Origin of the sequence: Pseudomonas sp. Teo4, from assembly GCF_034387475.1 — a bacterium.
Taxonomy (GTDB): Bacteria; Pseudomonadota; Gammaproteobacteria; order Pseudomonadales; family Pseudomonadaceae; genus Aquipseudomonas.
The window spans coordinates 3,154,740-3,179,142 of sequence record NZ_JAXCIL010000001.1 but is presented as its reverse complement, the minus strand read 5'-3'; the positions used below and the strand labels follow the sequence as shown (position 1 = coordinate 3,179,142).

24 protein-coding genes are annotated in these 24,403 nt (G+C 62.0%); 23 read left to right on the top strand and 1 reads right to left on the bottom strand.

The features are described from left to right. The first annotated feature begins 30 nt into the window (after window positions 1-30). The 23 genes from PspTeo4_RS14225 to PspTeo4_RS14115 all read left to right on the top strand — a co-directional run bounded on the left by PspTeo4_RS14225 (window position 31) and on the right by PspTeo4_RS14115 (window position 21,387). A complete protein-coding gene (locus tag PspTeo4_RS14225; RefSeq protein ID WP_322364445.1) occupies window positions 31-1,344 on the top strand; it encodes a flagellar hook-length control protein FliK in 1,314 nt (437 codons plus the stop codon). A 350-nt stretch (window positions 1,345-1,694) separates the two neighbouring features. Further along, window positions 1,695-2,192 (top strand): flagellar basal body-associated protein FliL, encoded by a 498-nt coding sequence (fliL, locus tag PspTeo4_RS14220; RefSeq protein ID WP_322364444.1) that lies wholly within the window; start codon window positions 1,695-1,697, stop codon window positions 2,190-2,192. Between the two features lie 9 nt (window positions 2,193-2,201). Then, window positions 2,202-3,170 carry a flagellar motor switch protein FliM gene (gene fliM / locus PspTeo4_RS14215; RefSeq protein WP_322364443.1) on the top strand — a complete coding sequence of 323 codons (969 nt, stop codon included), beginning with the start codon at window positions 2,202-2,204 and terminating at the stop codon, window positions 3,168-3,170. 47 nt (window positions 3,171-3,217) lie between these two features. Further along, a complete protein-coding gene (gene fliN, locus PspTeo4_RS14210; RefSeq protein WP_322364442.1) occupies window positions 3,218-3,682 on the top strand; it encodes a flagellar motor switch protein FliN in 465 nt (154 codons plus the stop codon). Between the two features lie 12 nt (window positions 3,683-3,694). Continuing rightward, window positions 3,695-4,135 carry a flagellar biosynthetic protein FliO gene (fliO, locus tag PspTeo4_RS14205; protein ID WP_322364866.1) on the top strand — a complete coding sequence of 147 codons (441 nt, stop codon included), beginning with the start codon at window positions 3,695-3,697 and terminating at the stop codon, window positions 4,133-4,135. Beyond that, the gene (gene fliP / locus PspTeo4_RS14200) at window positions 4,135-4,902 is read left to right on the top strand and encodes a flagellar type III secretion system pore protein FliP (RefSeq protein ID WP_322364441.1); all 768 of its coding nucleotides are present in this window, start codon (window positions 4,135-4,137) and stop codon (window positions 4,900-4,902) included. The genes fliO and fliP overlap by 1 nt, the downstream gene beginning before the upstream one ends. Before the next feature lie 21 nt (window positions 4,903-4,923). After that, on the top strand, window positions 4,924-5,193 hold the full coding sequence (gene fliQ / locus PspTeo4_RS14195; protein WP_322364440.1) for a flagellar biosynthesis protein FliQ: 270 nt from the start codon (window positions 4,924-4,926) through the stop codon (window positions 5,191-5,193). Between the two features lie 7 nt (window positions 5,194-5,200). Then, the gene (gene fliR / locus PspTeo4_RS14190; protein ID WP_322364439.1) at window positions 5,201-5,977 is read left to right on the top strand and encodes a flagellar biosynthetic protein FliR; all 777 of its coding nucleotides are present in this window, start codon (window positions 5,201-5,203) and stop codon (window positions 5,975-5,977) included. 2 nt (window positions 5,978-5,979) lie between these two features. After that, the gene (gene flhB, locus PspTeo4_RS14185) at window positions 5,980-7,122 is read left to right on the top strand and encodes a flagellar biosynthesis protein FlhB (protein ID WP_322364438.1); all 1,143 of its coding nucleotides are present in this window, start codon (window positions 5,980-5,982) and stop codon (window positions 7,120-7,122) included. Window positions 7,123-7,280: 158 nt separating this feature from the next. Beyond that, on the top strand, window positions 7,281-9,410 hold the full coding sequence (gene flhA / locus PspTeo4_RS14180) for a flagellar biosynthesis protein FlhA (RefSeq protein WP_322364436.1): 2,130 nt from the start codon (window positions 7,281-7,283) through the stop codon (window positions 9,408-9,410). 11 nt (window positions 9,411-9,421) lie between these two features. Beyond that, on the top strand, window positions 9,422-10,729 hold the full coding sequence (gene flhF, locus PspTeo4_RS14175; RefSeq protein ID WP_322364434.1) for a flagellar biosynthesis protein FlhF: 1,308 nt from the start codon (window positions 9,422-9,424) through the stop codon (window positions 10,727-10,729). A 93-nt stretch (window positions 10,730-10,822) separates the two neighbouring features. Next, on the top strand, window positions 10,823-11,656 hold the full coding sequence (gene fleN / locus PspTeo4_RS14170) for a flagellar synthesis regulator FleN (RefSeq protein ID WP_023630864.1): 834 nt from the start codon (window positions 10,823-10,825) through the stop codon (window positions 11,654-11,656). Further along, window positions 11,653-12,393 (top strand): RNA polymerase sigma factor FliA, encoded by a 741-nt coding sequence (fliA, locus tag PspTeo4_RS14165; protein WP_322364432.1) that lies wholly within the window; start codon window positions 11,653-11,655, stop codon window positions 12,391-12,393. The genes fleN and fliA overlap by 4 nt, the downstream gene beginning before the upstream one ends. A 103-nt stretch (window positions 12,394-12,496) precedes the next feature. Further along, the gene (locus PspTeo4_RS14160; protein WP_104881405.1) at window positions 12,497-12,871 is read left to right on the top strand and encodes a chemotaxis response regulator CheY; all 375 of its coding nucleotides are present in this window, start codon (window positions 12,497-12,499) and stop codon (window positions 12,869-12,871) included. 18 nt (window positions 12,872-12,889) lie between these two features. Continuing rightward, window positions 12,890-13,678, top strand: a complete 789-nt coding sequence (locus PspTeo4_RS14155) for a protein phosphatase CheZ (RefSeq protein WP_322364430.1) — start codon at window positions 12,890-12,892, stop codon at window positions 13,676-13,678. Between the two features lie 12 nt (window positions 13,679-13,690). Then, window positions 13,691-15,907, top strand: a complete 2,217-nt coding sequence (locus PspTeo4_RS14150; protein WP_322364429.1) for a chemotaxis protein CheA — start codon at window positions 13,691-13,693, stop codon at window positions 15,905-15,907. Window positions 15,908-15,952: 45 nt separating this feature from the next. Further along, window positions 15,953-17,083, top strand: a complete 1,131-nt coding sequence (locus tag PspTeo4_RS14145; protein WP_322364428.1) for a chemotaxis response regulator protein-glutamate methylesterase — start codon at window positions 15,953-15,955, stop codon at window positions 17,081-17,083. After that, the gene (locus tag PspTeo4_RS14140; RefSeq protein ID WP_322364426.1) at window positions 17,083-17,823 is read left to right on the top strand and encodes a flagellar motor protein; all 741 of its coding nucleotides are present in this window, start codon (window positions 17,083-17,085) and stop codon (window positions 17,821-17,823) included. Before PspTeo4_RS14145 ends, PspTeo4_RS14140 begins: the two co-directional genes overlap by 1 nt. 3 nt (window positions 17,824-17,826) lie before the next feature. Continuing rightward, a complete protein-coding gene (gene motD / locus PspTeo4_RS14135) occupies window positions 17,827-18,684 on the top strand; it encodes a flagellar motor protein MotD (protein ID WP_322364425.1) in 858 nt (285 codons plus the stop codon). Between the two features lie 92 nt (window positions 18,685-18,776). Beyond that, window positions 18,777-19,565 (top strand): ParA family protein, encoded by a 789-nt coding sequence (locus PspTeo4_RS14130; RefSeq protein ID WP_322364424.1) that lies wholly within the window; start codon window positions 18,777-18,779, stop codon window positions 19,563-19,565. Continuing rightward, complete coding sequence (locus tag PspTeo4_RS14125) at window positions 19,565-20,470, top strand: CheW domain-containing protein (RefSeq protein WP_322364423.1); 906 nt, start codon at window positions 19,565-19,567, stop codon at window positions 20,468-20,470. Before PspTeo4_RS14130 ends, PspTeo4_RS14125 begins: the two co-directional genes overlap by 1 nt. A 40-nt stretch (window positions 20,471-20,510) precedes the next feature. Further along, the gene (locus PspTeo4_RS14120; protein ID WP_003254393.1) at window positions 20,511-20,990 is read left to right on the top strand and encodes a chemotaxis protein CheW; all 480 of its coding nucleotides are present in this window, start codon (window positions 20,511-20,513) and stop codon (window positions 20,988-20,990) included. Between the two features lies 1 nt (window position 20,991). Then, a complete protein-coding gene (locus PspTeo4_RS14115) occupies window positions 20,992-21,387 on the top strand; it encodes a DUF2802 domain-containing protein (protein ID WP_322364422.1) in 396 nt (131 codons plus the stop codon). Window positions 21,388-21,599: 212 nt separating this feature from the next. On the opposite strand, the gene PspTeo4_RS14110 is transcribed toward PspTeo4_RS14115, so the two are convergent. Further along, on the bottom strand, window positions 21,600-24,365 hold the full coding sequence (locus PspTeo4_RS14110) for a dermonecrotic toxin domain-containing protein (protein ID WP_322364421.1): 2,766 nt from the start codon (window positions 24,363-24,365) through the stop codon (window positions 21,600-21,602). Window positions 24,366-24,403 lie beyond the last annotated feature (38 nt).

Sequence of the window (24,403 nt, the reverse complement as noted above, 5' to 3'; positions counted from 1 at the left end):
TTTTTTTGTATCTGGCGCGGAGACCCCTCGATGCCTGTCGCATCCAATCCTTTGTTGCAAGCCAACGCCGTGGGCAAGCCGTCGCGCGTGGCCAGCTCGTTGGCGGACAAGTCGCCACAGGCGGCGGGCGAGCAGGGTTCTGGCTTTGATCAGGTGATGGCCAAGCAGGGCCGTGACAAGGTGCCGGCCCAGGATGACAAGGCTGTAGCTGCCAAGCCGAAGGACAAGCCTGAAGCGGCTCAGAGCGGCAAAAAGGAAGCTGCCGACAAGCCAGAGGTTGCCGATGACGGCAACAAATTGCCAGCTGACGACCAGGGTCAGGCCGCTGCAGACACTGCGCCAGTCAGTGATTCGAACTCGCTGGATGCGAACCTGGTGGCCGGTCAGGTCACCGATGCGCAGCCTGGCGCGCAACTGATTCAGGCTCAGGCCGAGGCGGTGGCGCCAGTGCTGCAGGCTGCGGCACAGCCCGCGAAGCCACAGCTGGTCAGCCCTTTGCCGGAAGCGCCAGAGGAGGATGCGTTCGACCCCGAGGCCGACCCGCTGGCCAGCTTGCCCACCCTGCGTCTGGCGCTGGAGCAGAGCGCCCAGGCCAAGGGCACGACGTCGGCACATGCCGCCCCGGCTTCAGATCCATCCCAGGTACAGGGTGACGAGGGTCAAGCGGCCGTCAATACCTTGGCGAATCTGCTCGACAAGCCTGAGGCTGATGGCGGGCAGTCGGAGCCAGGTGACAAGGCATTCAGCGCGCTGCTCGAGGACGGCCTGAAGGACACCAAGGGCGCCAGCAGTGATACCCGTGTCGACGATTTTGCCAACCGCCTGGCCAACCTGACCCAGGCCGCCACGGCCAAGACCGCCAATGCGGTGCCGGTGAGCAGCAGTCCGCTGCATCAGCCGCTGGCGATGAACCAGAACGCCTGGACCGAAGGCCTGGTCAACCGGGTCATGTACCTGTCCAGCCAGAACCTCAAATCGGCAGACATCCAGCTTGAACCTGCTGAGCTCGGTCGCCTGGACATTCGCGTCAATGTAGCGACGGACCAGTCCACTCAGGTGACCTTCATCAGCGGCCATGCCGGCGTGCGTGATGCGCTGGACAGCCAGGTGCACCGTTTGCGTGAGCTTTTCGCCCAGCAAGGGCTGGCGCAGCCGGATGTGAATGTGGCCGACCAGTCGCGCGGGCAACAGCAACAGCAGGCCCAGCAGGATGGTTCGCAGTTCTCCGGGGTGGCGGCGCGGCGCGGGCAGGGTGGCGCTGAGCAGGGCGAGCTTGCCGATGCTTCCCGCCCGCTGGAACAACAGGTGGTGATTGGCGACAGCGCCGTCGATTACTACGCTTGAGGGTTGTGGTGGGGTTGAGATCGAGCGCCGCCCGCGCGGCGCATCGCGAGCAAGGCTCGCTCCTACGTTTGTTTCAGGCCAGTTATGCCTGTGGGATTTGCGCGCGAACGCCTTGGCGCATGGCTTGATTTCGAGTCGTACACACAAGGCGGTCGCGCGCGCCGGTCACAGGCGTTACTGGCCGTAAACAAACGTAGGAGCGAGCCTTGCTCGCGATGCGCCGCGCGGGCGGCGCTCGTTCTCAATCGCCCCGAAAAACGAACGTCTAGCGCTCTTCGCCAAATCTGGCATAACACTTGCTCAAGCCACGTCATCCTCCTATGAAACCCGATGGACGACGGATTATTGGCATGGCAAAGAGCGACGCAGTGAAAGACCCCGCCTCTAAAGGCAAACTCAAGCTGATCTTGCTGCTGGTGCTGGCCTTGCTGCTGGCGGTTGGCCTATCTGTAGGCGCCACCTGGTTCATCATGCACAAGAGCGAACCCGCGCCAGCGGCCGAGCCAGTGGCGAGCAACATCAAGCCGGCGGCGATCTACGAGCCGCTGACTCCTGCCTTTGTCGTCAACTTCAACCAGAACGGCCGCCAGCGCTACATGCAGGTGAGCATCACCATGCAGGGTCGCAACCAGGCTGACCTGGAGGCGCTGAAGGTGCACATGCCGGTGATCCGCAACAACCTGGTGATGATGTTCTCCGGGCAGGGCTTCGACACCTTGGCCGGCAGCCCGGTAGGCCAGGAGATGCTGCGCCAGAAAGCCACCGCGGTGGTGCAGGAAGTCGCCCAGAAGGAAGTCGGCAAGCCGGTCGTCGACCAGCTGCTGTTCACCAATTTCGTATTGCAGTAGGAGTCCGCAATGGCCGTACAGGACCTGCTGTCCCAGGATGAAATCGACGCCCTGTTGCACGGCGTCGACGATGGGCTGGTACAGACCGAGAGCGTTGCCGAACCCGGCAGCATCAAGAGCTACGACCTGACCAGCCAGGATCGGATCGTCCGTGGTCGCATGCCGACCCTGGAAATGATCAACGAACGTTTTGCCCGCTACACCCGAATCAGCATGTTCAACCTGCTGCGCCGCTCCGCCGACGTGGCGGTGGGTGGGGTGCAGGTCATGAAGTTCGGCGAGTACGTGCATTCGCTGTACGTGCCCACCAGCCTCAACCTGGTGAAGATCAAGCCGCTGCGCGGCACGTCGCTGTTCATCCTCGACGCCAAGCTGGTGTTCAAGCTGGTGGACAACTTCTTCGGCGGTGACGGCCGTCACGCCAAGATCGAGGGCCGTGAGTTCACGCCAACCGAGCTGCGCGTGGTGCGGATGGTGCTGGACCAGTGCTTCGTCGACCTCAAGGAAGCCTGGCAGGCGATCATGCCGGTCAACTTCGAGTACATCAACTCGGAGGTCAACCCGGCCATGGCCAACATCGTCGGCCCGAGCGAAGCGGTGGTGGTGTCGACCTTCCACATCGAGCTGGACGGCGGTGGCGGCGACCTGCACGTGACCATGCCTTATTCGATGATCGAGCCGGTGCGCGAAATGCTCGACGCTGGTTTCCAGTCCGACCTGGACGACCAGGACGAGCGCTGGGTCAAGGCCCTGCGCGAAGACGTGCTCGATGTCTCCGTGCCAGTGACTGCCACGGTTGCCCGCCGTCAGTTGAAGTTGCGCGATGTGCTGCACATGCAGCCGGGTGACGTGATCCCCGTCGAGCTGCCCGAGCACCTGGTGCTGCGTGCCAATGGCGTGCCGTCGTTCAAGGCCCGGCTGGGGTCGCACAAGGGCACCCTGGCGCTGCAGATCATCGACCCGATCGAACGCCGCTGACGGCGTGCCGATCGCTCTCTACGAATTGAATGCTTGTCGAGGACATCATGGCTAACGAAAACGAGATCACATCCCCAGAAGATCAGGCTCTGGCCGATGAGTGGGCCGCCGCCCTGGAAGAAACCGGCGACGCTGGCCAGGCCGATATCGACGCCTTGCTCGGTGGCGATAGCGGCAACGGTGGTGCCGGCCGCCTGCCGATGGAAGAGTTCGCCAGCTCGCCCAAGCCCAAGGAAAACGTCAGCCTGGATGGCCCGAACCTGGATGTGATCCTGGACATTCCGGTGAGCATCTCGATGGAAGTGGGCAGCACCGAGATCAATATCCGCAACCTGCTGCAGCTCAACCAAGGGTCGGTGATCGAGCTCGACCGCCTGGCCGGCGAGCCACTCGACGTGCTGGTCAACGGCACGCTGATCGCCCACGGCGAGGTGGTTGTGGTCAACGAGAAGTTCGGCATTCGCCTGACCGACGTGATCAGCCCCAGCGAACGCATCAAGAAGCTGCGCTGAGTGAAGGGCATGATGCGGGCTGTGATGGCCCTGGCAACGCTGCTGGCCAGCGAGGTGGCGCTTGCCGCTGCCACGCCGAACCCTGTAACGCCTGCGGCGTCCGCGCCCGGCAGCCTGGGTGGGCAACTGGCGCAGATGGTGTTCGGGCTGTTGCTGGTGGTCGGTCTGATCTTCTTCCTGGCCTGGCTGCTGCGTCGCATGCAGGGCGCAGCCCCCAGGGGCGGCCAGGTGATCGAGATCGTCGGCAGTCGCGCCATCGGCCCGCGTGACCGGCTGCTGCTGGTGCAGGTCGGCAAGGAGCAGGTGCTGATCGGGCATAGCCCCGGCAGTATCGAAACCTTGCATGTGATGGCCGAGCCTGTGGATGTGCCCGCCGACGCCCGCACGGCGACGCCAGAGTTTGCCCAGCGCCTTCTGGAGCTGATGGGCAAGGATCAGAAGGACAAGAAGTGATGATTGGCGCGCTGCGCTTACTGTTGAGCACCCTGTTGCCGATCGCGCTGCTGCTGGCCGCGCCACTGGCTCAGGCCGCCGACCCGTTGTCGATTCCGGCGATTACCCTGTCCAATACCCCGGACGGGCAGCAGGAGTATTCGGTCAGCCTGCAGATCCTGCTGATCATGACGGCGCTGAGCTTCATTCCGGCGTTCGTCATTCTGATGACCAGCTTCACCCGGATCATCATCGTCTTCTCCATTTTGCGTCAGGCCCTGGGCCTGCAGCAGACGCCGTCCAACCAGGTGCTCACCGGCATGGCACTGTTCCTGACCATGTTCATCATGGCGCCGGTGTTCGACCGGGTGAACCAGGATGCCCTGCAGCCGTACCTCAAAGAGCAGATGACCGCCCAGCAAGCCATCGAGAAGGCGCAAGGGCCGCTCAAGGTCTTCATGCTGGCGCAGACCCGGCAGAGTGACCTGGACCTGTTCATGCGCTTGTCCAAGCGCACCGACATTGCCGGCCCTGACCAGGTGCCGCTGACCATCCTGGTGCCAGCGTTCGTCACCTCTGAGCTCAAGACCGCGTTCCAGATCGGTTTCATGATCTTCATCCCGTTCCTGATCATCGACATGGTAGTCGCCAGTGTGCTGATGGCCATGGGTATGATGATGCTGTCGCCGCTGATCATTTCGTTGCCGTTCAAGATCATGCTGTTCGTGCTGGTCGATGGCTGGGCGCTGATCATGGGTACCCTGGCCAGCAGTTTCGGCGGTGTCTGACGCCGTCAAGGAGAGCCTTGCATGACCCCAGAAGTAGCCGTCGACCTGTTTCGCGATGCCCTCTGGCTGACCACGCTGATGGTGGCCGTGTTGGTGGTGCCGAGCCTGTTGGTTGGCCTGGTGGTGGCGATGTTCCAGGCTGCCACCCAGATCAACGAACAGACCCTGAGCTTCCTGCCGCGTCTGTTGGTGATGCTGGTGACGCTGATCGTCGCCGGGCCGTGGCTGGTGCAGAAGTTCATGGAGTACATCATTGGCCTGTACTCCAGCATTCCGCAGCTGATCGGGTGAGGTCGGCATGCTGGAGCTGACCGACGCGCAGATCGGCACCTGGGTCGCCACCTTCGTCCTGCCGCTGTTCCGCGTCACCGCCGTGCTGATGACCATGCCGATTTTCGGTACCCGCATGCTGCCGGCGCGGGTCCGTCTTTATGCTGCCTTGGCCATTACCGTGGTGATCGTGCCAGGGTTGCCGCCGCTGCCTGAGTTCGACCCTTTGAGCGTGCGCGGCTTGCTGTTGTGTGGCGAGCAGATCATCGTCGGGGCGTTGTTCGGCTTCTCGTTGCAGTTGCTGTTCCAGGCCTTCGTGATTGCCGGGCAGATCATTGCGATCCAGATGGGTATGGCCTTCGCCTCGATGGTCGACCCGGCCAACGGGGTCAACGTGGCGGTGGTCAGCCAGTTCATGACCATGCTGGTGAGCGTGCTGTTTCTGGTGATGAACGGCCACCTGGTGGTGTTCGAGATAATGACCGAAAGCTTTACCACGCTGCCGGTGGGTAGTGCGCTGGTGGTCAACCACTTCTGGGAGATGGCCGGGCGGTTGGGCTGGGTGTTCGGAGCGGGCCTGTTGTTGATTCTGCCGGCGATCGCCGCGCTGCTGGTGGTGAACATCGCCTTTGGCGTGATGACGCGTGCCGCGCCTCAGCTGAACATCTTCTCCATCGGTTTTCCGCTGACCCTGGTGCTGGGCATGGGCATCTTCTGGGTGGGCCTTGCCGATATTCTTTCGCACTACCAGGCATTGGCCAGCGAAGCGCTGCAATGGCTGCGTGAACTGGCGAGGGCGCGCTGAGCATGGCTGAGAGCGAGAGCGGTCAGGACAAGACAGAAGAACCCACCGACAAACGCAAGCGCGACGCGCGTGAGAAAGGTGAGATTGCCCGTTCCAAGGAGCTGAACACCGTGGCCGTGACTCTGGCCGGGGCGGGCGGATTGCTGGCGTTCGGTGGCCACATGGCCGAGACCCTGCTCGAGATGATGCGCCTGAACTTCAGCCTGACCCGCGAGGTGATCGTCGACGAGCGCTCGATGGGTGCCTTCCTGCTGGCATCGGGCAAGATGGCGATCTGGGCGAGTCAGCCGTTGTTGATCCTGTTGTTCGTCATCTCTTTCGTCGCGCCCATCGCCCTGGGCGGGTTCCTGTTTTCCGGCAGCTTGCTGCAGCCCAAGTTCAGTCGCATGAACCCGTTGGCGGGTATCAAACGCATGTTCTCGATGCATGCCTTGACCGAGTTGCTGAAGGCGATCGCCAAGTTCTTCGTGATTCTGGTGGTGGCGCTGCTGGTGTTGGTGTCTGACCGTCAGGCCTTGCTGTCCATTGCCAACGAGCCGCTGGACCAGGCGATCATCCACAGTGTCCAGGTAGTGGGATGGAGCGCGCTGTGGATGGCGGCGGGGTTGCTGCTGATTGCCGCAGTCGATGTGCCGTTCCAGCTGTACCAGACGCACAAGAAACTGAAGATGACCAAGCAGGAAGTGCGTGACGAATACAAGGACACCGAAGGCAAGCCCGAGGTGAAGCAGCGTATTCGTCAGCTTCAGCGTGAGGTGTCGCAGCGGCGCATGATGGCGGCAGTGCCCGAGGCCGATGTGATCATCACCAACCCGACGCACTACGCGGTGGCCTTGCAGTACGATCCGGAGAAGGGTGGGGTGGCGCCGTTGCTGGTGGCCAAAGGTACCGATTTCATTGCCTTGAAGATGCGTGAGATCGGCGTCGAGCATAACGTGCAGATTCTTGAGTCGCCGGCCCTGGCGCGGGCCATCTACTACTCCACCGAGCTTGAGCAGGAAATTCCTGCAGGGTTGTACCTGGCGGTGGCGCAGGTGCTGGCCTATGTGTTCCAGATTCGCCAGTACCGGGCGGGCAAGGGCAAGCGACCGGATCCGCTCAAGGATGACTTGCCGATTCCGCCGGATTTGCGCCGCGACAGTTGATAGGTGTTTGGCGGTGGGGTGGTGGTGGTCGTGAGATCGAGCGCCGCCCGATCTCCCAGGCGCCAAATACCTCAAGCCATGCAAAGTTGGAAAGCTTCTTGCAAAGCCACGCCCAAGCGCCCCTTGGGCGTCAAAGTTTTGCTTGAAGAGGAATCGCGGTGGATCGCACTCAGTTAATCAGCAACGCCCGCAACAACCTGGCCGGTCTCGGCCGGGGCAACCTGGGCGTGCCGCTGTTGTTGCTGGTGATGTTGGCAATGATGATGTTGCCGATCCCGCCGTTCCTGCTCGACGTGTTCTTCACCTTCAACATCGCCCTGTCGATCGTCGTGCTGCTGGTCTGTGTCTACGCCTTGCGCCCGCTCGACTTTGCCGCGTTCCCCACCATTCTGCTGGTCGCCACCTTGCTGCGTCTGGCCCTGAACGTAGCGTCCACCCGGGTGGTCATGCTCCATGGCCAGGAGGGTCATGGCGCCGCCGGTAAGGTGATCCAGGCCTTCGGTGAGGTGGTGATCGGCGGCAATTACGTCGTGGGTGCGGTGGTGTTTGCCATCCTCATGATCATCAACTTCGTGGTGGTGACCAAGGGTGCCGGGCGTATCTCCGAAGTCAGCGCGCGTTTCACCCTGGATGCCATGCCCGGCAAGCAGATGGCCATCGACGCCGACCTCAACGCCGGCCTGATCGACCAGGCTCAAGCCAAGGCACGTCGCGCCGAAGTGGCCCAGGAAGCCGAGTTCTATGGCTCGATGGACGGTGCCAGCAAGTTCGTGCGCGGTGACGCAATTGCCGGCCTGCTGATTCTGTTCATCAACCTGATCGGCGGCATGCTCATCGGTATGCTGCAGCACGGCATGACGTTCAGTGACGCGGGCAAGGTCTACGCGCTGCTGACCATCGGTGACGGTTTGGTGGCGCAATTGCCATCACTGCTGCTGTCCACCGCGGCGGCGATCATGGTCACCCGGGCCTCGGGCTCGGAGGACATGGGCAAGCTGATCAACCGGCAGATGTTCGACTCGCCCAAAGCCCTGGCGGTTTCCGGCGCGTTGATGATCGTCATGGGCCTGGTGCCGGGCATGCCACACATCGCTTTCCTCAGCCTCGGCCTGCTGGCCGGTGGTGGCGCCTACATGGTGTGGAAGAAGCAGCAGAAGGCCAAGGTCCAGGCGCAGGAGGAGGCGAAGCGCCAACAAGACCTGCTGCCGTCGCCGCAGCGTGCGCAGGAGACCAAGGAGCTGGGCTGGGACGATGTCACGCCCATCGACATGATCGGCCTGGAAGTGGGCTATCGCTTGATTCCGCTGGTTGACCGCAACCAGGGTGGCCAGTTGCTGGCGCGGATCAAGGGCGTACGCAAGAAGCTCTCCCAGGACCTGGGCTTCCTGATGCCGACGGTGCACATTCGCGACAACCTGGACCTGCAGCCGAGCGCTTACCGTCTGACCCTCATGGGGGTGATTCTGGCGGAGGCCGAGATCTACCCGGACCGCGAACTTGCCATCAACCCCGGCCAGGTGTTCGGAACGCTCAACGGTATCGCTGCGCGTGACCCCGCGTTTGGCCTGGAGGCGGTATGGATCGACGTTGGCCAGCGCGGCCAGGCGCAATCGCTGGGCTATACCGTGGTGGACGCCAGCACGGTGGTCGCCACCCACCTCAACCAGATTCTGCAGAAGCATTGCCATGAGCTGATCGGCCACGAAGAGGTGCAGCAGTTGCTGCAAGTACTGGCCAAGGCATCGCCTAAACTTGCTGAAGAGCTGGTGCCGGGTGTCATTTCCTTGTCGGGGCTGCTCAAGGTCCTGCAAGCATTACTCTCCGAGCAAGTGCCGGTGCGTGACATCCGCAGCATTGCCGAGGCCATCGCCAACAATGCCAGCAAGAGTCAAGATACCGCCGCGTTGGTGGCTGCGGTGCGCGTCGGATTGTGTCGTGCCATCGTGCAAAGCATTGTCGGCGTTGAGTCCGAGCTGCCTGTGATCACCCTTGAGCCAAGGTTGGAACAGATCTTGCTCAATAGTCTGCAAAGGGCCGGGCAAGGTCAGGAAGATGGTGTTCTTCTTGAGCCGAGCATGGCCGAAAAGCTGCAGCGTTCGTTGATCGAAGCTGCCCAGCGCCAAGAGATGCAAGGCCTGCCGGCCATTCTCCTGGTAGCGGGCCCGATCCGGGCCATGTTGTCGCGTTTCGGTCGTCTGGCTGTACCGAATTTGCATGTTCTGGCGTATCAGGAAATACCGGATAACAAGCAAGTCACCATCGTTGCCACTGTGGGCCCCAACGGCTGAGGTAGTGGGTTATGCAAGTTAAGCGTTTTTTCGCCGCCGATATGCGTCAGGCCATGAAGCTGGTCCGGGATGAGCTTGGCTCCGATGCCGCCATCATCGGTAACCGCCGTATTGCCGGCGGTGTCGAGCTGACGGCTGCGCTGGACTACAAGCTGTCGGCCCTGGCCCCACGTGTGCCGAATGCCGAACTCGAACAAGAACTGCGCAAGACCCAGTCGCGCATTGCCAATGTCCAGGCCGAATTGGACAACCGCGACGATGGTGCCGAAGGCAACCGCCAATTGTTCGCCGGGCAGTCGCTGACCGCCGCGGAACCGTTGATCGAGCCTCACGTGGACATGCCAGCTCCCGCCGCAGCACCTGCGCAGGCGCCGGTCGACCCACGTCTGTTCGATGCCATGCGCTCCGAGCTTTCGGGGCTGCGCGAACTGCTTGAAGTGCAGCTCGGCTCGCTGGCCTGGAGCCAGTTGCAGGGCAGCAAGCCGCAACAGGCCAACCTCTGGCGCCGCCTGCAGCGTATCGGCTTGTCTGGCCCGATCGCCCGCGAGCTGCTTGACCTGACCGCCGAGATCGAAGAGCCGCGCCAGGCCTGGCGCATGCTGCTGGCGCACCTGGCGCGCATGATCGAAGTGCCCGAGGTCGAGCCGATCGAAGAGGGTGGGGTGATTGCCATGGTCGGCCCGGCCGGCATGGGCAAGACCACCACCCTGGCCAAGCTGGCCGCCCGCTACGTGCTCAAGTATGGCCCGCAGAACCTGGCGCTGGTGAGCATGGACAGCTTCCGCATCGGTGCCCAGGAGCAGCTCAAGACCTTGGGCCGCATCCTCAACGTACCGGTGACTTACGTCGACCCTGGCCAGTCGCTGGCCCAGGCGCTGGAGCCGCTGCTGCGCAAGCGCGTGGTACTGATCGACACCGCTGGCCTGCAAGCCAGCGACCCGGCCCTGCGCATGCAGTTGGAAACCCTGGCCGGGCGCGGCATAGCCGCGAAAAACTACCTGGTATTGGCAACCACCAGCCAGAAGCAGGTGCTGACCGCCGCCTACCACAGCTACAAACGCTGCGGCCTGGCCGGTTGTATCCTGACCAAACTCGATGAAACGGCCAGTCTCGGTGATGTGCTGAGCCTTGCCATCAGTCATGAACTGCCCGTGGCCTACCTTACCGATGGCCCGCGCATTCCTGACGACCTGCACCTGCCGCGCGCGCACCAGTTGGTCAGCCGCGCAGTCAGTGTGCAATTGCAGGACGAGCCCAGCGAAGAGGCCATGGCCGACATGTTCGCTGATCTCTATCACAACCCCCGGCGAGCGGGTTGATGATGCAGCGTGTGCACAGTACCTACACCAAGGGGCCCACAGAATTGCCTCCCGTGTGGTTTGGGTCCAAGCGAGACAAGGTAAAGAACAGACATGGGTAGCATGCATCCCGTACAGGTGATCGCCGTAACCGGTGGCAAAGGTGGCGTCGGCAAGACTAACGTTTCAGTGAACCTGTCCCTGGCGCTGGCCGAGCTTGGCCGGCGAGTAATGCTGCTGGACGCCGACCTGGGCCTGGCCAACGTCGACGTACTGCTGGGCCTGACGCCCAAACGCACCCTGGCCGATGTGATCGAGGGGCGTTGCGAGCTGCGCGATGTGCTGCTGCAAGGCCCAGGCGGTGTGCGCATCGTGCCGGCGGCCTCGGGCACGCAAAGCATGGTGCACCTGGCACCTGCCCAGCATGCCGGGCTGATCCAGGCGTTCAGCGACATCGGCGACAACCTTGATGTGCTGGTGATCGACACCGCTGCGGGTATTGGTGACTCGGTAGTCAGCTTCGTCCGCGCGGCGCAGGAAGTGCTGCTGGTGGTGTGCGACGAGCCAACCTCGATCACCGACGCCTACGCGCTGATCAAGCTGCTGAACCGCGATTACGGCATGAATCGTTTCCGCGTGCTGGCCAACATGGCGCAGAGCCCGCAGGAAGGGCGCAACCTGTTCGCCAAGTTGACCAAGGTCACCGATCGCTTCCTCGACGTCGCCCTACAATACGTCGGCGCCGTGCCGTACGACGAGTGCGTGCGCAAGGCGGTACAGAAGCAGCGGGCAGTGTATGAAGCCTTCCCTCGGTCCAAGTGCGCCCTGGCATTCAAGGCCATTGCGCAGAAGGTCGACAGCTGGCCGTTGCCTGCCAACCCGCGCGGGCACCTGGAGTTCTTCGTCGAGCGTCTGGTGCAGCCCACCAGCGCAGGGCCGGTCCTATGAATGCGAGCGGTTTCAAGATGTACAGCCGGGCGGCCAAGGATGCCCAGTATGAACTGGTGGAGCGATACGCGCCGCTGGTCAAGCGCATCGCCTACCACCTGCTGGCGCGCCTGCCGGCCAATGTCCAGGTGGAAGACTTGATTCAGGCCGGCATGATCGGCCTGCTGGAAGTGGCCAACAAGTACGACGCCAGCAAAGGCGCAAGTTTTGAAACCTACGCGGGTATCCGTATCCGTGGCGCGATGCTCGACGAGGTGCGCAAAGGCGATTGGGCACCGCGTTCGGTGCACCGCAACACGCGCATGGTCAGTGATGCAATTCGCGCCGTGGAAGCAAGAACCGGTCGCGACGCTAAAGATCACGAAGTTGCTGCCGAACTTCAATTGAGTCTCGATGATTACTACGGGATTTTGAACGATACCCTGGGCAGTCGCCTGTTCAGCTTTGACGACCTGTTGCAGGACGGCGAGCACGAAGGGTTGCACGAGGATGGCGCCAGCGGCCAGATCGAGCCGTCGCGCGATCTGGAAGACGAGCGCTTCCAGGCTGCCCTGACCGATGCGATCGCCAACCTGCCAGAGCGTGAGCGGCTGGTGCTGGCGCTGTACTACGACGAAGAGCTGAACCTCAAGGAAATTGGCGAGGTACTGGGGGTCAGCGAGTCGCGTGTCAGCCAGCTGCACAGCCAATGCGCGGCGCGCCTGCGCAGCCGTCTTGGGGAATGGCGGGCGCGTTGAGCCTGGGGTCGTTGCAGTCGTTTCACGTTGTACCGAATTGATTGAGTGCGCGCTCGGGGCCGAGCGTGTTTGAGACTGCTTGGAGGTCTAATTGAACAAAGACATGAAAATCCTCATCGTTGACGACTTTTCGACGATGCGGCGGATCATCAAGAACCTGTTGCGTGATCTGGGCTTCACCAACACCGATGAAGCCGACGACGGCACCACGGCTTTGCCGATGCTTGAAAGCGGCCATTACGATTTCCTGGTGACCGACTGGAACATGCCTGGCATGTCCGGTATCGACCTGCTGCGCAAAGTGCGTGCTCACGACCGCCTGAAGGGCATGCCGGTACTGATGGTCACCGCCGAAGCCAAGCGCGACCAGATCATTGAAGCGGCCCAGGCCGGCGTCAATGGCTACGTGGTCAAGCCCTTCACTGCCCAAGTGCTTAAAGAAAAGATCGAGAAGATCTTCGAGCGCGTCAACGGCTGAGGCACGTCAGGGGGCGCCATGGAACCATCACATACGTCTTTGGGGGAGTTCGAGTCGACCCTGAAGAAACATGCCGAGGAACTGGTCGAGAGCCTGGAACGGGGACGTTTTGGCGACGCGGTGCAACTGATTCATCAGTTGAACCAGACCCGCGACCGTGGCCTGTACCAGGAAGTCGGCAAGCTTACCCGCGAGCTGCACAGCGCGATCGTCAGCTTCCAGATCGACCCGCGCATGCCGCAGGCCGAGGAAGTCTCGCAGATCACCGACGCCACCGAGCGCCTGTCCTACGTGGTCAAACTCACCGAAGGTGCGGCCAACCGCACCATGGACCTGGTCGAGCAGAGCACGCCGGTACTCAACGAGCTGGCAACCGAGGCCCAGGCTTTGAGCGTCGACTGGCAACGGTTCATGCGCCGCGAAGTCGAGGCGCCGGAATTCCGTGAGCTGGTCAAGCGCGTCGACAGTTTCCTGACGCATAGCGCTGACGGCAACCGCAAGGTCGCCGGCCACCTCAACGATATTTTGCTGGCACAGGACTATCAGGACCTGACCGGCCAGGTGATCAAGCGGGTAACCGCGTTGGTGACCGAAGTAGAAAGCAATCTGCTCAAGCTCGTGCTGATGGCCAGTCAGGTCGACCGTTTTGCCGGTATCGAACATGACCACCAGCAGCTGCGCGCTGAAAAAGATCAAGAAAAACATCCAACCCGGGGTGAAGGTCCGCAGATTCATGCCGATAAGCGTGAAGACGTCGTGTCCGGTCAGGACGATGTCGATGATCTGCTGTCCAGTCTGGGTTTTTAGGGAGCACGTTTAATGAGCTTCGGCGCCGATGAAGAAATCCTTCAGGATTTCCTGGTAGAAGCCGGCGAAATTCTTGAGCAACTGTCCGAGCAACTGGTCGAGCTGGAAAGCCGGCCTGACGATGCCGACCTGCTCAATGCGATCTTTCGCGGTTTTCACACTGTAAAAGGGGGCGCCGGCTTCCTTCAGCTCAACGAGCTGGTGGAGTGCTGCCATATCGCCGAGAACGTGTTCGACATCTTGCGCAAAGGTGAGCGCCGGGTCGATGCGGAACTGATGGACGTGGTCCTGGAAGCCCTGGACACGGTCAACAGCATGTTCGGCCAAGTGCGCGAACGCAGCGAAGTCACGCCGGCCACACCCGAGCTGCTGGCGGCGCTGTCGCGCCTGGCCGAGCCTGCCGGGGCCGAGGTTGCCGCACCGGCAGTGGAAGTCGCGCCGGTGGTTGAAACCCCCGCCGACGACGCCGATATCACCGACACCGAATTCGAACAACTGCTCGACTCGCTCGATGCCGTGAAAGCCGAAGCCGCGGCTGCTGCCGAGCAGATGCAAGGCGAAACGCTGACCGGTGGTGGCGATGAAATCACCGATGCCGAGTTCGAGTCGCTGCTTGACCAGTTGCACGGCAAGGGCCAGTTCTCGCCCGAAGTCGCGGCTGCTGAGCCTGAAGCGGTAGTCAGTGCGCCGGTGAGCGATGAAATCACTGATGAAGAATTCGAGTCGCTGCTCGATCAACTGCATGGCAAGGGCGCGTTCCAGGCCGATGCGTTGCCATCGGCAACCGCGCCTGCGGCAGCACCGGCTACTGTCGGCAGTGATGAGATCAGCGAAAACGAGTTCGAAGCGCTGCTCGATCAGTTGCATGGCAAAGGCAAGTTTTCCGGCGAAGCCGTCACCGCAGAAGCGCCTGCCGCCGTCGCGGCGCCGGTTGCGGCCAAGGCTGAAGTCAAACCTGCGCCCAAGCCGGCCCCGGCTGCCGCACCTGCCGCTGCCGCCAAGCCCGTTGCACCCGCTCGCAGCCCGGCACCGGCCGCCGACAAGCATGCGGTGAGCGAAGCGGAAACCACCGTGCGGGTCGATACCGCGCGTCTGGACGAGATCATGAACATGGTCGGCGAGCTGGTGCTGGTGCGTAACCGTCTGGTGCGCCTGGGCCTGAACAGCGGCGACGAAGCCATGTCCAAGGCCGTGTCGAACCTCGACGTGGTCACCGCCGACCTGCAGACCGCGGTCATGAAGACCCGCATGCAGCCGATCAAGAAAGTCTTCGGCCGCTTCCCGCGCCTGGTTCGCGACCTGGCTCGCCAGCTCAAGAAAGAGATCAACCTGGAACTGGTCGGCGAAGAGACCGACCTGGACAAGAACCTGGTCGAGGCCCTGGCTGACCCGTTGGTGCACTTGGTGCGCAACGCCGTGGACCACGGCGTGGAAATGCCCGATGAGCGCGAGGCTTCAGGCAAGGCCCGTACCGGCCGAGTGGTGCTGTCCGCCGAGCAGGAAGGCGACCACATCCTGCTGTCGATTTCCGACGACGGCAAGGGCATGGACCCGAGCATCCTGCGCGCCAAGGCCGTGGAAAAGGGCCTGATGGACAAGGACGCCGCCGATCGCCTGAGCGAGTCGGACTGTTACAACCTGATCTTCGCCCCGGGCTTCTCGACCAAGACCGAGATTTCCGACGTGTCCGGCCGTGGCGTGGGCATGGACGTGGTGAAGACCAAGATTTCCCAGCTCAATGGCTCGATCAACATCTTCTCGGCCAAGGGCCAGGGTTCGAAGATCGTCATCAAGGTGCCGTTGACCCTGGCGATCATGCCGACCCTGATGGTGATGCTGGGCAACCAGGCCTTCGCCTTCCCGCTGGTCAACGTCAACGAGATCTTCCACCTGGACCTGTCGCGCACCAACGTGGTCGACGGCCAGGAGGTGGTGATCGTGCGCGACAAGGCACTGCCGCTGTTCTACCTCAAGCGCTGGTTGGTCCAGGACCAGGTGCACGAAGAGCAGCGCGAAGGCCATGTGGTGATTCTCTCGGTCGGTACCCAGCGTATCGGCTTCGTGGTCGACCAACTGGTGGGCCAGGAAGAGGTTGTGATCAAGCCGCTGGGCAAGATGCTGCAGGGCACCCCGGGCATGTCCGGCGCCACCATTACCGGTGACGGCCGCATTGCGTTGATTCTCGACGTTCCGAGCATGCTCAAGCGTTACGCCGCCCGGCGTTATTGATTTCGGTGGCGCAGCCTGGCGGTTGCGCCGCCTAATGGAGTGTTTATGGCAGTCAAGGTCCTGGTGGTGGATGATTCCGGTTTCTTCCGCCGCCGCGTTTCGGAAATCCTTTCGGCGGACCCGACGATCCAGGTCGTCGGTACTGCGACCAACGGCAGGGAAGCGATCGACCAGGCACTGGCGCTCAAACCCGATGTCATCACCATGGACTACGAAATGCCCATGATGGATGGCATCACCGCGGTACGGCACATCATGCAGCGTTGCCCGACGCCAGTGTTGATGTTCTCCTCGCTGACCCACGAAGGCGCCCGTGTCACCCTCGACGCGCTGGATGCCGGTGCGGTGGATTACCTGCCAAAGAACTTCGAGGATATTTCGCGCAACCCGGACAAGGTCAAGCAGCTGCTATGCGAGAAGGTCCACACCATCTCGCGCAGCAACCGCCGGTTCGGCAGCTATGCAAGCCCGGCGCCGGTTGCCGCACCGGCTCCAGTCGCCAGCAGCCATGCGCCGGCCAGCAGTTTTGCCAGCCCCGCGCCGGCACGTGCCGCTGCGCCCGCTCGCCCAGCGGCGGCGCCCGTCGCACACCATTCACCAGCGCCCAAGCGCAAGCCCTACAAGCTGGTCGCCATCGGCACCTCCACCGGTGGGCCGGTTGCCCTGCAGCGGGTGCTGACCCAGCTGCCAGCCAGCTTCCCGGCGCCGATCGTGCTGATCCAGCACATGCCGGCGGCCTTCACCAAGGCCTTTGCCGAGCGCCTGGACAAGCTGTGCAAGATCAGCGTCAAGGAGGCCGAGGACGGCGACGTGCTGCGTCCGGGGCTGGCGCTGCTGGCGCCGGGTGGCAAGCAGATGATGATCGACGGCCGTGGCACGGTGAAGATCCTGCCGGGTGACGAGCGTCTGAACTACAAGCCTTGCGTGGACATCACCTTTGGTTCGGCGGCCAAGTCCTATGGCGACAAGGTGCTTTCGGTGGTGCTCACCGGCATGGGTGCGGACGGCCGTGAAGGTGCGCGCCTGCTCAAACAGGGGGGTAGCACGGTGTGGGCTCAGGATGAAGCCAGCTGCGTGATCTATGGCATGCCCATGGCCATCGTCAAGGCCAACCTGGCCGATGCGGTGTACAGCCTTGATGAAATCGGCAAGCACTTGGTCGAGGCCTGCGTCTGATGGATGTTCTAAGCCTGATTGGCCTGATCCTGGCTTTCGTCGCCATCGTCGGTGGCAACTTCCTCGAAGGTGGCCATGTCGGCGCCTTGCTCAACGGCCCGGCGGCGCTGATCGTGCTGGGTGGCACCCTGGCGGCGGCGTTGTTGCAGTCGCCGTTGTCGTCATTCAAGCGTGCGCTGCAGATTCTGCGCTGGATATTCTTCCCGCCTCGGGTCGACCTGGCTGGCGGTATCGACCGCGTGGTGAACTGGAGCCTGACGGCGCGCAAGGAAGGCCTGCTGGGCCTGGAAGGCGTGGCGGATGCCGAACCTGACCCTTATGCCCGCAAAGGTTTGCAACTGTTGGTGGACGGCGCCGAACCCGAGTCGATCCGCAGCATTCTGGAAGTGGACTTCCTGACCCAGGAAAGCCGGGACATCCAGGCTGCCAAGGTGTTCGAGAGCATGGGCGGCTACGCGCCGACCATCGGTATCATCGGTGCGGTGATGGGCCTGATCCATGTAATGGGCAACCTGGCCGATCCGTCACAGTTGGGTAACGGCATCGCCGTGGCGTTCGTCGCCACCATCTACGGTGTGGCCAGTGCCAACCTGATCCTGTTGCCGGTTGCCAACAAGCTCAAGGCCATCGTCATGCGCCAGTCGCGCTACCGCGAAATGCTGCTCGAAGGCTTGTTGTCGATTGCCGAGGGTGAGAACCCGCGCTCGATCGAGTTGAAGCTGCAAGGCTTCATGGAGTAACGCATGCGTCGCCGTCGCCATACCGAGGAACACGAGAATCACGAGCGCTGGCTGGTGTCGTACGCCGACTTCATCACCTTGCTGTTCGCCTTCTTCGTGGTCATGTATTCGATTTCCTCGATCAACGAGGGCAAGTACAAGGTCATCTCGCAAGCGTTGCTGGGGGTGTTCAACGACCCCGAGCGCAGCATGAAGCCGATTCCCATCGGCGATGAGCAGCCGCTCAGCGTCAAGCCTGCCGAGCCGCTGATCAAGGACAGCGAGCAGACTGATGCGGGCCTGGCGCAGACCAGCAACGACCCACTCAAGACCATCAGCGACGATGTGCGCGATGCCTTCGGCGACCTGATCAAGTCCGACCAGATGACCGTGCGCGGCAATGAGCTGTGGGTGGAGATCGAATTAAACTCATCGCTGCTGTTCGGCAGTGGCGATGCCATGCCCAGTGACAAGGCCTTCGACATCATCGAGAAGGTGGCGAACATCCTCAAGCCGTTCGCCAACCCGGTGCACGTCGAGGGTTTCACCGACAACCTGCCGATTCGCACCGCGCAGTACCCGACCAACTGGGAGCTGTCGTCGGCGCGGGCCGCCAGCATCGTCCGACTGTTGGCCATGGAGGGTGTAAACCCTGCACGCATGGCGTCGGTGGGTTATGGCGAATATCAACCGGTGGCCAGCAACGACACCGCCGAAGGGCGAGCGCGCAACCGCCGAGTGGTGCTGGTGATTTCCCGCAACCTGGAGGTGCGCCGCAGCCTGACTGGCTCCGGCAGCGCCAATGCCACGCCGGACGCTGCCTTGCGCCGCGCTGGCACACAAAGTGCACCGACAACACCAGCAACGGCGGCGGGGCAGTGAGTCGTCAATTCTCTGTCACCGCATACTCTGTGGGAGCCGGCTTGCCGGCTCCCACAGAGTTTCTGCGACATCAATGAGTCAAGAGTTGTCCTATGAGAGTCTGGGCAGTAGCCAATCAAAAAGGTGGTGTCGGCAAGACCACCAGCACGATCGCCTTGGCCGGCTTGCTGGCCGAGGCGGGCAAGCGCGTGGTCGTCGTCGACCTCGACCCGCATGGCTCGATGACCAGCTATTTCGGGCACAACCCCGATGCACTGGAGCACAGCTGCTACGACTTGTTCCTGCACAAGGGCACGGTGCCCGAGGGGCTGCCTGGGCAGTTGCTGCTGCCGACCAGCGATGAACGAATCTCGCTGCTGCCGTCGAGTACCGCACTGGCGGTGTTGGAACGTCAGTCTCCGGGGCAGAGTGGCTTGGGCCTGGTCATTGCCAAGAGCCTCGCGCAACTTTGGCAGGATTTCGACTTCGCCTTGATCGACAGCCCGCCTTTGCTCGGCGTGCTGATGGTCAACGCCCTGGCGGCCAGCCAGCAGCTGGTGGTGCCGGTACAGACCGAGTTCCTCGCGGTAAAAGGCCTGGAGCGCATGATCGGTACCTTGGCCATGGTCAATCGCTCGCGCAAGCAGGCCTTGCCCTATCAGATCGTCCCGACCCTGTTCGACCGCCGCACCCAGGCTTCTCTGGGTACCCTCAAGCTGCTGCGTGACACTTACGAACACAATGTGTGGCAGGGCTATATTCCGGTTGATACGCGCCTGCGTGACGCCAGCCGCAATGGCGTCACACCGTCGCAGTTTGACGGCAAGAGCCGCGGCGTTACTGCGTACCGGGCATTGCTCAAGCACCTGCTGACCTACAAAACCGCGATGCAGGTGGCCTGATGACGCAAGCGCAGAAGCTCAGCACACGGCCACAGATGGCCCTGCAGTCCTATCTCGACGGCCTTCTGCAGGAGGCGACCGAAACTGACGAAAGCCTGGATGTGCCGTCCAGCGCGCCTGTTGCCGACACCGTGGCAAGCGATGAATTCGCCGCCGCCGTGCGCGAGGAACAGGCCCGTGATGCCCGAAAACAGCCATCGCCCGCCGTGGTGACCAGCATCGCGCCTCGTCCATTCGCCGAGCCGCAGGCCAAGGTTCTGCCAACCGTGCTGCCGATCGAAGCGCCGGTGGTTACCGTGGTGGAAACCGAAGTGGTGGCCCAGGCCAGTATTCCGGTGTTGACCGAACAGGCCATCGAGCCGGTCGTACCCTTGGTGGATGTGCATTTGCCGGCACCGAACCTGCCGGTGCCTCCCGCGACTGTGGACGGGCGCCCGGCGTGGGCTGCCGAGCCGTTCGAGTGCCTGTTGTTCGATGTGGCAGGCCTGACCCTGGCGGTGCCGCTGGTCTGCCTGGGTTCGATCTACACCTTGGCCGGGCAAGAGCTGACACCGCTGTTCGGCCAGCCTGACTGGTTCCTGGGCATCCTGACGTGCCAGGCCGGTAACCTGAAGGTGCTGGATACCGCGCGTTGGGTGATGCCTGACCGCTACCGCGACGATTTTCGCCAGGGTTTGCAGTACGTGATTTCCGTCCAGGGCTACGAGTGGGGGCTGGCCGTGCATCAGGTCAGCCGCTCGCTGCGCCTGGACCCGGCCGAGATCAAATGGCGCAGCCAGCGTGGCCAGCGCCCGTGGCTGGCCGGCACGGTCATAGAACACATGTGTGCATTGCTCGACGTTGCCGAACTGGCCGAATTGATCGCCAGCGGCGCCGTCAAGCAGATGCACGCCAAACACAAATGACAGAACACACCGCCAAGGGCGGATTTCAAGGGGTAGGGGAATGAAAAAGTCGTCCGCACAAGGTTCTGAAGATCCGATCCTGCAGTGGGTCACCTTCCGTCTGGATAACGAATCCTACGGCATCAATGTGATGCAGGTGCAGGAAGTGCTGCGCTACACCGAAATTGCCCCGGTGCCGGGTGCCCCGAGCTATGTGCTGGGCATCATCAACCTGCGCGGCAACGTGGTGACCGTGATCGACACCCGCCAGCGCTTCGGGCTTATGCCAACCGAGGTGACCGACAACACCCGTATCGTCATCATCGAGGCGGACAAGCAAGTAGTCGGCATCCTGGTCGACAGCGTCGCGGAAGTGGTCTACCTGCGCCAGTCGGAAATCGAAACCGCGCCGAACGTGGGCAACGAAGAGTCGGCCAAGTTTATCCAGGGCGTCTGCAACAAGAACGGCGAGCTGCTGATTCTGGTCGAGCTGGACAAGATGATGACCGAAGAAGAGTGGTCCGAGCTGGAGAACATCTGAGTTGATTTTCGAGGTTGCTGTCATCTTCCTGGCGCTGCTCTGGGCGTTGAGCCTGTGGTTCTTCCTCAACTACAGCAAGCGCCAGCGCGAACTGGCCGCCCAGCAGGCCATCGGCGATGCGCTGCGTGACCAGCGCATCAAAGACTTGGCCAAGCGCCTGGACGATTACCAGAACGTGACCGTGCGCATGGGCGAAGCGATCCATGAGCTGCGTGCGGCGGTCGCCTCCATGCCTGACCGTCTGGAGCGGCTTGAGCAGCGTGACCCGAGCAACGTGACCTTCACCCAGGCCGCCAAGCTGGTGGGCATGGGGGCGAGTGTCGCCGAGTTGACCGAAACCTGCGGCCTGACCCAGGCCGAGGCGGAGTTGATGAGCAAGTTGCATCGGGCTGAGTGATACGCAAGGGCGACCTGAAGGTTGATGTCGGTCAGTTGAGGTAAATGGGGCTGCGTTGCAGCCCATCGCAGGCTTCGCCAGCTCCCACGAATGGTTCCATATCTTGAACCTTGCACTTCATGCGTGGGAGCTGGCGAAGCCTGCGATGGACCGCAAAGCGGTCCCAACCGGCTTGACTGACCGGCATTAACCCGAAGGTCGTCTGTTTGTTGTCATGTGTTGGCCCAGGAATGTAACCCTCCCACCTTGGCGAAGCGGCTCAGGGGTAACAATTCGAGTTCTGCTTCGCCCCAGGCGCTCAAGTCCAGGAAGTGGTTGGCATTGGTTTGCGCCATGCTGTAAAGCAGCCTGAATTGACGCAGACGGTACAGGTCTGGAAGCAGTCGATCGACCACGTCGGTCACCAACCCAGGGCCGGTGAGCCGGTTAAGGCGCTTGGCGTAGGCACTGAAGCCGGAGGGGTCTTCGGCCTGGCTGGGCCTTGACTGGTAAAAGTCCTTGTTGGCCTGATAGCGCGCATGCATTTCATCGGAGATGGCCACCAAGGTGGGGTTGCCAGCGTGGCTGCCGATCATGCTGGTGTTGTACTGCTGGTTCATGCCCAGGCGCTGGTTGGACATCGCCGGCTGCAATAGCAGACCGTCTTCGGTGGTGGCGAGTGTTACCTGTTCAATCGGTTGAGCTGCACAAACACCCAAGCCGATGCAGCCGAAACGGCCACTGCCGGGGGTGAGCACTTCGTCGTCCACATCCATGTAAAGCCCCCCCTCATGGTGCAGCATTGGGTAGCGCAGCACGTCCGACGCCGATGAGAAATTGGTGGCCACGCCGCCATTGCCATCAACAGCCGCCTGGTATTGCTCAAAGTATTTGCTTTGCTTGAACGCGTTGAAGAACGGCTGGTCTTCCAGTGGCAGTACGACCAGGTCAGGTGCCTTGCGGCTCAATTGGCTGACATTCTCTGCGTAAACGGTCGGGTTGTTGTTGGAGAGGAACAGTCGGTATTCGTATCCGCTGTTCTTCAGCAGTTTCATGTTGTTGCCCAAGTTCTCGATCAATTTCTCACTGATGGCCTTGTCACCTACCCAAAGTGAAGACAGTGTTTTGGGGATGGGCTGCAGGCCCCGTACAGGTACTGGAATCTGCGCCGGCAACGGTAGGTCCACGCCAAGGATGCGCAGGGTAGCGGTACGCGACGCGTTGGTTGCCAGGTGTGTAGCGGGATCGATGCTGTCGACGAAAGGCGTGCCGACGGTCGCCCTGTAGCGCGGTGGATTGATTTCGTTCGCGTCTCGGGGATCGAAAAACAGATCAAGGTCCATGTCGTAGATCAGGTTGAGTTCCTTCACCTCGCCGTCGCTCGAGACCGTGAGTGCTTGCAGGTGATCAGGTTGGCCGTCGTAGCGGGTTTTTCTGGTTATCGGCCTTTCGAAGGGGTCTATTGCATCCAGCGGTTCGATGGTCTCGGAGAAGTGGAAAAATCGAGCGGTTTCCACCTCGGGCAGACGAGGCGCGTTCATCGGGCTCAGGGGGTAGCCCCATTGATCGTTGATTCTGCTTGGAGGGACGAAACCCTCAATCTCGAAGCGCAGCAGGCCTGACCCCTTGGCTACAGCGCCAACGGCCAGCGGGCTGGCATTGAAAAGCCCATAGGCGATTTCGCCGACGGCCTCGGCTTTTGCTTGCGACGTCTTGCCGTTGATGGCCTGGTCCAGGCCCAGGCCCAGCTGTGCCACACCTCCCAGCGCCAGCAATGGGGCCAGCTCCGGCACCACGAAGGTCAGTGGCATCAGCAGATTGAGCGCCGAGTTCAGATAGCCACGCCATTTCGCTTTGGCAAGTTCACCGTTGCTGGTGATGATGAAGTCGGCGTCAGCGTAGCTGCGTTCCTTTTGTCTTTGGGTGAGGACCTCGAAAAGATCGCCCGTAAGCTTTGGGTTGTATTTGCCAGGGCGGTAGTTCACGTAGTCCCGCGGCGACCAGCGGCCGTCGGTGGTGAAGCCGGGACGGTTGGACGATAACCGGTGGATCGCCGGGTAGTCGCCAAGTCCGGAAAGGGCGGTTTCGAGCCCGCTGAAGTCAAGGCCGTCTGGGAGGTCAGCGAGGTTGAAGTGCTGCTTCAGGGCCTGGCGTTTGACCGAGTCTTTGCATTGCTCGCCAAACCAGTCCTTGAGGGCGACCTCACTGGTGAACTCCAGCAGCGGTGAGCTGTTGCCAGGTAGGTACAGCAGGGTCAGGTCGCTTTGTGCGTGGTTCATGTACAACAGGTCGGTGGAGGCGTAGCCGTAGACCGTCAACGTGCTCAGGCGTATCCCGCGGCCACGGGGCATGAGGCCCGCCGCACGCCAGGCAAGCTTGCGGGCGGCATCGCTCAGGCTGCCTTCGGCCACCTGCTTGTTGCAGGCCGCGATGAAAGCCAGCTTGCAGCTCAGCCGATGCGAGCCTGCATGGACCCTCCAGTAGATGTCGAGAGTTTGGGTGTAGTAGGCATGGAAGTCGCTATCGTCGATGAAGCTTTGCAGCTCTTCGATGGGTAGCTTGATGTAGGTCGATGGGTCGAACCGTGCAGGTTGCGTGCGTTGGAACACCCCGTTGAAGACCAGATATGGCGCGCTGTTGTCAGCAAAACCAGTCGCTGGCAACTGGTCGACGATTTTCAGTGGTCCTGCCGGAAAGGTTCCTGCCCAAGGAGCCCCGAACAGGGAGCCGAACAGGTCGTTGTTCGACTCACCTTGCCATTTGCCGAGCAAGGCCTGGGTAAGGCTCATGCGCTGGGTGATCACCGCCTGGTAGCCCTGCGCGCCGTCGGGCCGGTAGTGCAGGGTCACTACATCGACCTGGTCAGGGTCGAGGGTGACTCCCCTGTTCGATGCCCAGTCGCGCAGGGCTCGCTTGGCTTCATTGTCCGGGCGGGGGAAGTGGGCCAAGTGATCCCGCACATATTGGATGCCGGCGCTATTGATAATGCTGTCGTTCATGATGGTTGCCTGACTCTGGATGAGAGGCGCAGGCTTAC

Coding starts and splice junctions, on each gene's coding strand:
- PspTeo4_RS14225 (WP_322364445.1), top strand. CDS start 31: ATGCCTGTCGCATCCAATCCTTTGTTGCAAGCCAACGCCGTGGGCAAG.
- fliL (WP_322364444.1), top strand. CDS start 1,695: ATGGCAAAGAGCGACGCAGTGAAAGACCCCGCCTCTAAAGGCAAACTC.
- fliM (WP_322364443.1), top strand. CDS start 2,202: ATGGCCGTACAGGACCTGCTGTCCCAGGATGAAATCGACGCCCTGTTG.
- fliN (WP_322364442.1), top strand. CDS start 3,218: ATGGCTAACGAAAACGAGATCACATCCCCAGAAGATCAGGCTCTGGCC.
- fliO (WP_322364866.1), top strand. CDS start 3,695: ATGCGGGCTGTGATGGCCCTGGCAACGCTGCTGGCCAGCGAGGTGGCG.
- fliP (WP_322364441.1), top strand. CDS start 4,135: ATGATTGGCGCGCTGCGCTTACTGTTGAGCACCCTGTTGCCGATCGCG.
- fliQ (WP_322364440.1), top strand. CDS start 4,924: ATGACCCCAGAAGTAGCCGTCGACCTGTTTCGCGATGCCCTCTGGCTG.
- fliR (WP_322364439.1), top strand. CDS start 5,201: ATGCTGGAGCTGACCGACGCGCAGATCGGCACCTGGGTCGCCACCTTC.
- flhB (WP_322364438.1), top strand. CDS start 5,980: ATGGCTGAGAGCGAGAGCGGTCAGGACAAGACAGAAGAACCCACCGAC.
- flhF (WP_322364434.1), top strand. CDS start 9,422: ATGCAAGTTAAGCGTTTTTTCGCCGCCGATATGCGTCAGGCCATGAAG.
- fleN (WP_023630864.1), top strand. CDS start 10,823: ATGGGTAGCATGCATCCCGTACAGGTGATCGCCGTAACCGGTGGCAAA.
- fliA (WP_322364432.1), top strand. CDS start 11,653: ATGAATGCGAGCGGTTTCAAGATGTACAGCCGGGCGGCCAAGGATGCC.
- PspTeo4_RS14160 (WP_104881405.1), top strand. CDS start 12,497: ATGAAAATCCTCATCGTTGACGACTTTTCGACGATGCGGCGGATCATC.
- PspTeo4_RS14155 (WP_322364430.1), top strand. CDS start 12,890: ATGGAACCATCACATACGTCTTTGGGGGAGTTCGAGTCGACCCTGAAG.
- PspTeo4_RS14150 (WP_322364429.1), top strand. CDS start 13,691: ATGAGCTTCGGCGCCGATGAAGAAATCCTTCAGGATTTCCTGGTAGAA.
- PspTeo4_RS14145 (WP_322364428.1), top strand. CDS start 15,953: ATGGCAGTCAAGGTCCTGGTGGTGGATGATTCCGGTTTCTTCCGCCGC.
- PspTeo4_RS14140 (WP_322364426.1), top strand. CDS start 17,083: ATGGATGTTCTAAGCCTGATTGGCCTGATCCTGGCTTTCGTCGCCATC.
- motD (WP_322364425.1), top strand. CDS start 17,827: ATGCGTCGCCGTCGCCATACCGAGGAACACGAGAATCACGAGCGCTGG.
- PspTeo4_RS14130 (WP_322364424.1), top strand. CDS start 18,777: ATGAGAGTCTGGGCAGTAGCCAATCAAAAAGGTGGTGTCGGCAAGACC.
- PspTeo4_RS14125 (WP_322364423.1), top strand. CDS start 19,565: ATGACGCAAGCGCAGAAGCTCAGCACACGGCCACAGATGGCCCTGCAG.
- PspTeo4_RS14120 (WP_003254393.1), top strand. CDS start 20,511: ATGAAAAAGTCGTCCGCACAAGGTTCTGAAGATCCGATCCTGCAGTGG.
- PspTeo4_RS14110 (WP_322364421.1), bottom strand. CDS start 24,365: ATGAACGACAGCATTATCAATAGCGCCGGCATCCAATATGTGCGGGAT.